This is a genomic window from Peptoanaerobacter stomatis (assembly GCF_000238115.1).
Lineage (GTDB): Bacteria > Bacillota > Clostridia > Peptostreptococcales > Filifactoraceae > Peptoanaerobacter > Peptoanaerobacter stomatis.
The window spans coordinates 1-11,164 of sequence record NZ_JH414575.1 but is presented as its reverse complement, the minus strand read 5'-3'; the positions used below and the strand labels follow the sequence as shown (position 1 = coordinate 11,164).

10 protein-coding genes are annotated in these 11,164 nt (G+C 27.6%); all 10 read left to right on the top strand.

From position 1 onward, the window contains the following. Window positions 1-442: methyl-accepting chemotaxis protein (locus tag HMPREF9629_RS10835; protein WP_009526432.1), on the top strand; the 442-nt coding region annotated here is incomplete at its 5' end. Between the two features lie 490 nt (window positions 443-932). Beyond that, complete coding sequence (locus HMPREF9629_RS10830) at window positions 933-1,622, top strand: GTP pyrophosphokinase (RefSeq protein WP_009526431.1); 690 nt, start codon at window positions 933-935, stop codon at window positions 1,620-1,622. Window positions 1,623-2,118: 496 nt separating this feature from the next. Next, a complete protein-coding gene (gene gyrB, locus HMPREF9629_RS10825) occupies window positions 2,119-4,041 on the top strand; it encodes a DNA topoisomerase (ATP-hydrolyzing) subunit B (RefSeq protein WP_195891005.1) in 1,923 nt (640 codons plus the stop codon). Window positions 4,042-4,392: 351 nt separating this feature from the next. Further along, complete coding sequence (gene gyrA / locus HMPREF9629_RS10820) at window positions 4,393-6,846, top strand: DNA gyrase subunit A (protein WP_009526429.1); 2,454 nt, start codon at window positions 4,393-4,395, stop codon at window positions 6,844-6,846. A 236-nt stretch (window positions 6,847-7,082) separates the two neighbouring features. Then, window positions 7,083-7,358 (top strand): YtxH domain-containing protein, encoded by a 276-nt coding sequence (locus HMPREF9629_RS10815; protein ID WP_009526428.1) that lies wholly within the window; start codon window positions 7,083-7,085, stop codon window positions 7,356-7,358. 172 nt (window positions 7,359-7,530) lie between these two features. Continuing rightward, window positions 7,531-7,824, top strand: a complete 294-nt coding sequence (locus HMPREF9629_RS10810) for a DUF948 domain-containing protein (RefSeq protein WP_009526427.1) — start codon at window positions 7,531-7,533, stop codon at window positions 7,822-7,824. A 3-nt stretch (window positions 7,825-7,827) separates the two neighbouring features. Continuing rightward, a complete protein-coding gene (locus HMPREF9629_RS10805; RefSeq protein WP_009526426.1) occupies window positions 7,828-8,145 on the top strand; it encodes an STAS domain-containing protein in 318 nt (105 codons plus the stop codon). A gap of 2 nt (window positions 8,146-8,147) precedes the next feature. After that, window positions 8,148-8,582, top strand: coding sequence for an ATP-binding protein (locus tag HMPREF9629_RS10800; protein ID WP_009526425.1), 435 nt, complete (start codon window positions 8,148-8,150; stop codon window positions 8,580-8,582). Further along, entirely contained in the window at window positions 8,582-9,388 is an 807-nt protein-coding gene (locus HMPREF9629_RS10795; RefSeq protein WP_009526424.1) for a SigB/SigF/SigG family RNA polymerase sigma factor, read from the top strand. Before HMPREF9629_RS10800 ends, HMPREF9629_RS10795 begins: the two co-directional genes overlap by 1 nt. Before the next feature lie 253 nt (window positions 9,389-9,641). Next, the gene (locus HMPREF9629_RS10790) at window positions 9,642-10,487 is read left to right on the top strand and encodes a hypothetical protein (protein WP_009526423.1); all 846 of its coding nucleotides are present in this window, start codon (window positions 9,642-9,644) and stop codon (window positions 10,485-10,487) included. Window positions 10,488-11,164: the final 677 nt, after the last annotated feature.

Here is an 11,164-nt window from a genome sequence, read left to right as displayed (position 1 = left end):
AGCAGAAGAAATAAGGAAATTAGCAGAACAATCAAACACATTCACAGAAGAAATAAAAGAAATAGTATCAGATTTGACAGCAAAGACAGGACAAGCAGTAGAGACAATGGAGAAAGTAGGAAAGATAGTAGAGCAGCAATCAGTAAAAGTAGAAGACACAAGAGAGCAATTCAACATAATATCAAAAGAATTAGACAACAACAATAAAGCAGTAGAAAAATTAAATAAGTCAGGGAAAGAATTAGAAAAGACAAAAGAAAGTCTGATGGGAATAATAGAAAGTCTATCAGCGCTATCAGAGCAAAATGCAGCATCAGTACAAGAGACATCAGAGACAGTAGAAGAACAGACAGCATCATCTGAAGAGATAGCAGCATCAAGTGCACACTTAGCAGATATGGCGCAAGAGATGAGCGAGATGGTAGCTAAATTCAATATATAAAAAAATTTAACAAATAAATTATTGAATTAACACATAAAAAAATAAATATAATTCATACTATAAGGAAGTATGAATGAATTAATATTCAAATAAAAATGGCTATTTTCAATTAAACTTGATAATAGCCATTTTTATAATTGTTGTAAAAAAACACACCATTTAATTTTTGATTTAAGGAAAGTTTATAAAAGAGTAGATAAATTATATTATAAAAATAAAACTTGTCTTAAAATCAATTTAAATGGATTTTAAGACTATATTGTTGTTTATCTTAATTTTATATTACTAAACATTATTACGAATTATATATAATTTATTGTTTTAAAAAATATAAATTTTTAAGAGTATAATCTAATATAGTTTTGATTAATGTTTAGTATAAAAATATAAAAAGTTCAATTAGGATTAGCTTATAATTGACAAAAAAAATATAAATAGTATAATTAAAATGTAAAATTTAAAAATGCTTACACTGTTAGTGGAGGTAAATATGCAAGAGTTTGATAAAAAAATAATTTCTGTTATATCACAAGATCCTGAAGAAATATTGATACATCTCAATGAGTTTAAAGAGTTGATGTTATATTACAAGTCGGCAATAAGAGAAGTAAGAACGAAATTGGAAGTGTTAAACGATGATATATCTATAAAAAATCAGCGTAATCCTATACAATTCGTAAAGAGCAGGCTCAAAAAACCTTCAAGTATAGCACAAAAATTAAGGCGAAGAGGATTGGAAATAAGCACCAAATCAATAAGAGAAAATCTTACAGATGTAGCAGGTATCAGAGTAGTTTGTAGTTTTGTAGACGATATATATGATATAGCGGAGATGCTGGAGTTACAAGATGACATCAAGATAATAGAAGTTAAAGATTATATAAAAAATCCAAAACCTAATGGATACAGCTCACTTCATTTAATAGTAGAGATACCGATATATCTTTCTCAAAAAAAAGAATGTATAAAATTGGAATTACAGATAAGAACAATAGCTATGGACTTTTGGGCATCATTGGAGCATCAAATGAAATATAAAAAGACAATGAAAGAAGCACCTGAAATTATAAAAGAATTGAAAGAATGTGCAGATAAAATATATCAAATAGATGAGCATATGCTTAAAATCAGAAAAAAAATAGAAAAACTTGATATAAGCGAAGATAATACTTATTTTTAAAAATTATTTCAGCAAAAAGTGGAACTCGGTTCCACTTTTTTTATGTTAATATCAAAATTTTATCAAATAATGGAAATTTATAAATAATTTTATAAAAGTGTTGTACTTATCTTGACAATCTATCATAATTGATTTTTAAAATAAAGTATTTTATATTAATGTTATATAATTTTATTAGATAGCAATATAAACTTATGTAATTTTATATTAAATACTATTACAAAGTATAAAATCTATAAGTTTATATAGTCTATTGTTTAAAAAAATTAAAATTTTAGATGTATAATTATAATGTATTTTTAATAGTGTTTAGTATTAGCTGTAATAAAAAATCATACTAATTTTATGTATTTTATGGTATAATATATAAATTAAGGAAGTGATAAGACATTATTATTTTGTAAAAATATATTTTTTTATATATTGATTTTATGAAAAATAATCATAATCTTAAATGATTTGTTAAGAATAAATTTGAAAGGATGTATTGTTTTTGATGGATAATGATATAAATCAAACTGCATATGGAGCTGAGCAGATACAGGTACTTGAAGGTCTTGAACCTGTAAGAAAAAGACCTGGTATGTATATAGGCTCTACAGGCAGTAAAGGACTTCATCACCTTGTATATGAAGTTGTTGACAATGCTATAGATGAGGCTCTTGCAGGTTTTTGTGACAAAATTTATGTTTCGATAGATGTAAATAATGGAATTACAGTAATAGATAATGGTAGAGGTATACCTGTAGAAGTACATCCAAAAACAGGAAAGTCTACTTTGGAAACAGTGCTTACAGTATTACATGCCGGTGGTAAATTCGGTGCAGGTGGATATAAAGTATCAGGAGGTTTGCACGGAGTCGGTGTTTCTGTTGTAAATGCACTTTCTAAATCACTTACGGCAGTTGTAAAAAAAGATGGTAAAGTATATAAACAGGAATTTGAATATGGAAATGCAGTTACAGATATTAAGCAGATTGGTACTTGTCCTTTGGAGGAAACAGGTACTTGTATAAGTTTTTTGCCTGATGAAAAAATATTTGATGAAACTGTGTACAGTTTTGAAACATTGGAGCATAGATTAAGAGAACTTGCTTTTCTTAATAAGGGTATATCAATTACACTTGAAGACAACAGAACTTCTGATAAAATATCTAAAACTTATCATTATACAGGCGGTATAATTGAATATGTTAAGTCTATGAACAAGTCAAAAGAACCGCTTCATGAAGATGTTATATATTTTGATAAAATTGACGGTACTTATGATATAGAGATAGCTATGCAGTATACTGATGCTTATAGCGAAAATATATATTCATTTGCTAATAATATTAATACAGTTGAAGGTGGTATGCACCTTATAGGTTTTAAATCAGCTCTTACAAGAGTTATAAATGATTATGCAAGAAAAAATAACTATTTGAAAGAAAAAGATGAAAATTTTACAGGTGAAGATATTAGAGAGGGTTTGACTGCAATAATATCAGTAAAATTGCCTGATCCTCAATATGAAGGTCAAACAAAAACAAAGCTGGGCAATCCTCAAATACGTTCTTCTGTTGAACAAGTTACGGTTGAAGAAATAAATATATTTTTAGAGGAAAATCCTGCTTGTGCAAGAATAATAATGGAAAAATGTATGCGCTCACAGCGTGCAAGACAAGCTGCTAAAAGAGCCAGAGATTTGACAAGAAGAAAAGGTATATTGGAAAGTACTTCTTTGCCTGGAAAATTGGCTGATTGCAGAGAAAAAGATCCTTCAAAATCAGAAATATTTATAGTCGAAGGGGATTCAGCAGGCGGTTCTGCAAAAGAGGGTAGAAATTCACAAAATCAAGCTATATTACCGCTTAGAGGTAAGATATTGAATGTTGAAAAATCAAGATTGGACAAAGCTCTACAATCAGATACTATAAAAAATATGATTACCGCTTTCGGATGTGGAATAGGCTCTGAATATGATGAGAGTAAACTGAGATATCATAAGATAATAATAATGTCGGATGCCGATGTTGACGGTGCACATATAAGGACACTTATACTCACATTCTTCTTTAGATATATGCGTCCTCTTATAGAAAACGGATATGTGTATATAGCACAGCCTCCATTATTTTCAATAGAAAAAGGTAAGAAAACTTTCTATGCTTATTCTCCTGAAGAATTGGAACAAAAATTGAATGAGATAGGTAGAGAAAGAGTGCTTGTCAGCAGAAATAAAGGTCTTGGAGAAATGGACGCAGAGGAACTTGGAGATACTACCATGGATCCTAAGAACAGAGTATTGTTAAAAGTTAATTTGGAAGATGCGGCAGAGGCTGATGAAATTTTTAGTGTATTAATGGGAGATAAGGTAGAACCAAGACGTGATTTTATACAACAAAATGCCAGATATGTAGAGAATTTGGATATATAATTTTGAATATCAGTTTTTTGATTTAAAAATCAATTTATTATTAATTTTTTTAATTTTATATGAATTTAGTTATACAATAAATTATTTAATACTGACATCTGTTTTAAATATGGATATTATCATCTTATAAATATATATTATTTTTTTGTGAATTTAAAAATAATTGTCCATTGTTTAATCAGATGGCAGTAATACTTTAAATTAAGATATGTTTAAATTGTTTTGCAAATTATATTTTTATAAATATATATTTTGAAGATATTTATAAAAAATGCTTTTAGCAAAACATATTTGAGCATTATATTAAAAAAATCTATATGAAATACTTATTTTATATAACAAGGAGATAAAATGAGCGACGATATACAAATAGATGATATACACGGTAAGATAGAAGATGTAGATCTGAAAAAACAAATGGAAAAATGCTATATAGATTATTCTATGAGCGTTATTATAGGTCGTGCTCTTCCTGATATAAGAGACGGTTTAAAACCTGTTCACAGAAGAATACTTTATTCTATGAGTGAACTTGGACTTACTCCTGATAAGCCGTTTCATAAATCAGCCAATGTAGTAGGACATACTATGGCATATTATCATCCGCATGGAGATTCTTCAATATATGATGCGATGGTAAGAATGGCTCAGGATTTTTCTATGAGATATATGCTTGTCGAAGGAAAAGGTAACTTCGGTACATTAGACGGAGATCCTCCTGCTGCATACAGATATACTGAAGCAAAGATGAATAAAATTTCATCAGAAATGCTTAGAGATTTGAACAAGGATACTGTAGATTTCAGACCTAATTTTGATGAGAAAAAACAAGAACCTGTAGTATTGCCGTCAAGATTTCCGAATTTACTTGTAAACGGATCAAACGGTATAGCAGTAGGTATGGCAACATCAATACCTCCTCATAATCTAAAAGAAGTAATAAATGGTACTATAACTCTTATAGATGATAAAGAAGCTACATTGGATGATGTAATGCAGCATATAAAAGGCCCTGATTTTCCAACAGGTGCAGTTATTATGGGAAAAGATGCAATAAGAAAAGCATATGAAACAGGCAGAGGAAAAGTAGTAGTAAGAGCAAAATCAGAGATAGAAGAATTGCCTAATGGAAAATCTGAAATAATAATAACACAAATACCTTATCAAGTTAATAAAGCAACTTTAGTAGAAAAAATTGGACAGCTTGTAAGAGATAAAAAAATAGAAGGAATAACAGATTTAAGAGATGAATCAAGTAAAAAAACAGGTATAAAAATTGTAGTAGAAACAAGAAGAGATGTGAACCCTACAATAGTTTTAAACAATTTATATAAACATTCTCAACTTCAAGAAGTCTATTCTATAATTTTATTATCAATAGTAGATGGAGAGCCTAAGATACTAAATCTTGTGGACATACTCAAATACTATATAAATTATCAAAAGGAAGTTGTAACAAGAAGAACAAAGTTTGATTTAAACAAAGCTGAAGAAAGATTACATTTATTATTAGGATTATTAATAGCAATAGATAATATAGATGAAGTAATAAATATAATAAGAAATTCATATTCAGATGCTCAAGAAAAATTGATGAGCAGATTTGACTTATCTGAAGTCCAAGCAACAGCGATATTGGATATGAGACTGAGAAGACTTCAAGGTTTGGAAAAAGAAAAACTTGAAGAAGAAAAATTGGAACTTAATAAAAAGATAGAATATTACAATTCAATATTGGCAAGTGAAGAAAAGTTGTTATCTATAATCAAAGAAGAAATGATAGAAATAAGAGACAAATATAAGGATGCAAGAAGAACACAGATAATAGCAAAACAAGAAGAAATAGATATAAAAGATACTATACCGAATGAAGATGTTACAATAACACTTACACATCAAGGTTATATAAAAAGATTGCCGGTAGACACTTATAAGGCTCAAAAAAGAGGCGGTAAAGGTATAGCATCAATGACTACAAAAGAAGAAGACTTCGTTGAAAAATTGATAATAACTTCAAATCACGAAAAACTTCTGTTTATAACAACTTTAGGTAAAATATATACGCTTAATGCTTATGAAGTACCACAAGTATCAAGAACTGCAAAGGGAACCAATGTTATAAACTTGTTACCGCTCGAAAAAGGTGAGAGCATAACAAGTATAATAACTACAAAAGCAGATCAAGACAATAACTATCTTGTTATGTGTACTAAAAAAGGTGTTATAAAGAAAACAAAAGTATCTGAATTCACCAAGAGCAAGCGACAAGGACTTATAGCAATAAGTTTGGATGAAGGAGATGAGCTTGTAAATTCATTGTTGACACAAGATAATTCTCAATTTATCATAATCACTAAAAAAGGTATGGCTATAATGTTTGAAGATAAGCAGATACGCCCTATGGGAAGACAAGCAAGAGGAGTAAGAGGTATCAAGCTCAAAGGTGATGATGAAGTGGTATCTGTAGAGATAGCATCACAAGATAAACAACTCTTAATAATATCTGAAAATGGATATGGCAAAAGAACTGATATAAACAAATACAAAGTTCAATCAAGAGGTGGAGTAGGTTTAAAAACTTATAAAATCACAGAAAAAACAGGAAATATTGCAGATGCAAAAGTAGTAGACGAAAAAGATGAAGTTATGATAATAAATTCAGATGGAACATTGATAAGAACGGAAGTATCTGAAATATCAGTATTGTCAAGAGATACAAGCGGTGTAAGAGTTATGAGAAGTACGGAAAATGAAATAATATCAGCAATAGAAATAATAGCTAATGATGATGGAGAAAATGAATAATTTTATTCATCATAGTTATTTTGATATTTTTAGTAAAAAAATAGTGTAAAGTCATTTATTTTAAGTTATTATAATAAAAAATAATAAATTGCTTTTAAATATTTTTTCTACTATACTAATGGTTTTATAGATAAAAAAATGGAGAATTCAAATAAAATATTGTATAATAACTTTGTAATAAAAAATACAATAATAAAAATACATTTTGAAACAATTTTAAGTAAAGGAGAACAGCTATGAGAAGATGCCCGTTTTTAACATTTGTATTCGGATTATTTTTTGGCGTTATAATTGGGGTTTTAATAGCTCCAAAAAGCGGTAAAGAACTAAGAGTAGAACTTAGTGAAAAAGCCGACGATACAAAGAAAACAATTAAAAAAAGAGCAAGTGATGCACGCTACGACATAGATGGAGTAAAAGACACAATAAAAGATACAATAACATTATATACAGGTGCATCAATACAAGACGTAGAAGAAGAAAGCGTATTTGAAAGAGAATTTGATGTATAATTTTTATATATTTGTTGACTTATTAAACAGCAATATAATAAAAATACTAAATTGAATATATTTTTTATATTCTAAAAATTATATTTAGTTTTAAATAGTGTTTATTGTTAACTGTAAATTTAATATATTTAATAATATAGTTACAAAAGTTTAAATTTTAAAGGAGAAGCATATGTGGGAAGTAGGAATATTACTCATAGGTATAGGATTTTTATTTTTCAGCGTATACTTGGGAATGGTATTAAAAAACGCCGGTGACACAATTAAAGAAGTAAACAGAATAGTTGTTAGAAATTCAAGAGAAATAGAAGATTTAATAATAGCAAGTTCAGGTATACTCACATCCATAAATTCATTATCAGGAGTTGTATCGGGCGTATCAAAAGCAACAGCTTTTTCAGCAGCAGCAAAAGGAGCGATGTCGGTAGCACAAATGAGAAAAAACAGACAAAAAGGGAGGAATTAACAAGTGTCTTTAAACGTAGATGTTAATTTTAACAAAACAGATGATAAATGGAATGTAGCATTACAAGGAGAAATTGATATATATACGGCTACAAAATTGAAAGAATCCCTAAGCGTGATAAACGAAGAAAATATAAAAGATGTCGTAATAAATATGCAGAATTTGGAATATATAGACTCTACAGGACTTGGAATTTTAGTAGGTGTATTAAAAAGATTAAAACAAAAAGAAAAGGATATATATATATTAAATACGAAACCGAATGTAAAAAAAATATTCACAATTACAGGATTAGATAAAATATTTAAATTGGAGGGATAAATTTGTCAAACCGAAATTCCGATTATATGAAGAGTATAGACAAAGTTAATATGTCTCTTCCTTGCAAAGCTGAATATGTTGGAGTTGTAAGACTTACGGTATCTGCAATAGCAAATAGAATGGGATTCAATATAGAAGAAATAGAAGATATAAAAGTAGCGGTAGCAGAAGGATGTACTAATGCTATCAAACATGGCTTAGATGAAAAATTCGATATAGACATAGATGTATTTGAAAACAAACTGCAAATACAAATAAGAGATACAGGCAAAGGATATAAAGTTGAAGAAGTAGGAAGTCCGGATCTTAGCAATCCTAAAGAAGGAGGACTTGGAATATTCATAATTAAAACTTTAATGGATGAAGTAGAGCTTAAATCTCAAATAGGTATTGGAAGCGAAATAAAAATGGTTAAATTCTTAGGAGATGGTAGATAATGCAAGATACTCCCTCAAGAAAGGAGTCAAAGAAAAATACTATGAGCATTATTAATAAATATGACCATTATGACGATAAAGAATTGTTTTCTATTTATAGCACTGACAAAGATATAGAAATAAGAAACGAATTAATTAAGAGAAATCTATATATAGCTGAGATACTGTCAAAAAAATATATAAATAAAGGCATAGAATATGAAGATATATATCAAGTAGCATCACTTGGATTGATATTTGCTATAGAAAGATATGACATATCAAAAGGATTTGAATTTTCATCATTTGCAACGCCAACGATAATAGGAGAAATAAAAAAATACTTTAGAGATAAAGGTTGGTCAATAAGAGTACCAAGAAGAATACAAGAATTATCAAAAAGAGTAAATCAAGTAAAAATTGAGTTACAACAAGAAACACATAAAGTACCTAAAATATCAGATATAGCCGAAAGATTGGGATGCACACAGGAAGAAGTTATAGAAACCTTGGATGCATCACACGCATATGCTCCAATATCCCTTGATATCAAATATGATAATGAAGGAGAAGAAAAAGATGTAGCATTACACGAACTTATCGGTGAAGATGACAGGAGATTTTTAGAAATAGAAGACAATGACTTCTTTAAACATATGATGAGTCAATTAACAGAAGTAGAAAGAAAAATAATAATAGACAGATATTTTGAAAATAAGACACAGATGGTAGTGGCAAATGAATTAGAAGTATCACAGATGACAGTATCAAGGATGGAAAAAAAGATATTGGCAAAATTAAAAAAAGAATACGAAAGACAATTATAATATGATTTTTAAAATATCCTTATTTAAAATATGAGGATATTTTTTTGTAAAAAATTAATATTAATTTAAAACTAATTTAATGAAAAACATAATATAATATGAAATATATTTTTATTATGTTTTATACTATACTATATTAATTAAATAGAAATATAAAAATACTAATAATATTTTCTAATATAATTATTTATAAGATATATAATTATATTAGATTAATATAAAATGTTTCACGTGAAACAAATTGGAGGAAAATATGAAAAATAAGAAAATATTAGCTATTTTATTAAGTTTAGGAATGATGTTTAACTCTACAGCTTGTAATGCCACAACAAAAACATCAACAGGACAAACAAAAACAACAGTTACACAACAAAAACAAGAAGAAGTTAAAATTCCTAAAGAAAATAATAAACTTACAGAACAACAAGTATTCGATAAATTAAAAAAATCCTTAGAAAATTTAAAATCAGTAACAGCAAATTATAAAGTAAAAGTCTCACAATTAGATTCAGCAGGCAAAGAAACTGGAAAAGGTAATAATGTAGATATAACATCAAAGATAATATATTCAGATAAAAAAGACAAAGACGGCTTTAAAACTGTAGCTAAAATGTATGACGAAACAAACATAGACGGAGTAAAAACAAAAGCATATGTAGATATGATAAAAAATAAAATATACTTAGACAGTGATCAAAAAGGACTGAAAGAATATACAGGACAAGATATGAAACCTCAAACAGAAAGCAGTTATATAGGAATGGTAAAAGCCTTCAGTTTATCAACAAATTTGTCACAAGATAAAAGATTTAAAATGACAGAAACAGATACAACATATGACTTCACATATAAAGGTAAAAATGGAGATTTGTTTTATATGGTAGACGGACTGTTCGGTTTAGGAATAGAATTGAACAAATTAGATGATGTAGAAGTAAATCTGACATATAAGATAAGTAAAAAAGACTTTTCAATAATAGAAGTCACACATGAAGTAAAACAAACAGTAGACAATATAAATTATAAGTCAATCGGACAATTTAAGCTATTAAGCATAAACGATATAAAAGAAATAGAAGAAGCAAAAGATTTAAAATAATAAATATAAAGTAAGTTATATAATAAGTATACTATTATTTAATTAAACGTAAGCATTTTTTAGTATAAAACTTAAAATATAACTTACTTTTTTTAATTAATAGTAAAATCTTATACTAAACATCTATAAAGTAACGGCGCAAAAGAGAAAAATAAGATATAATACCTTTCAAAAAATATATGCTCAAAAATATAACTTTAAGGTATTTGAGCATACTATCTATTTAGAGGAATATTAGTATTATAAAATAACAGAAAAACATAATAATTATTTTTTTGTATACTATCTATATTAATATTATATAATTATACAAGTTATTCATAATTTTATTAGAAAATAGGATAAGCAAAATTCAGAACGAAAACATAAAATAAATAAAGAAAGTATATAATTAAAGTAAGGATAAAAAACAATAAAAGATAAAAAAAGAACGAGAAAACAAAAAAAGTAAAAAAAATAAAAAAAACAAGTTGACTAAGCATAAGTAAATAATGATAATATGATAAAGCTCTCGATGAGAGAGAACAAAACAGAGATAAAAAGAAAATAAAAAATAAAAAAAGTAACTTAGACAGACAAGGAAAAGAAGAGATATAATAAACGAGCTGTCAAAGGACAGATGAACAATGAAAATACGGAATAGTAAACAAAGTAGACTTATGAAGAATAAGTTAAAT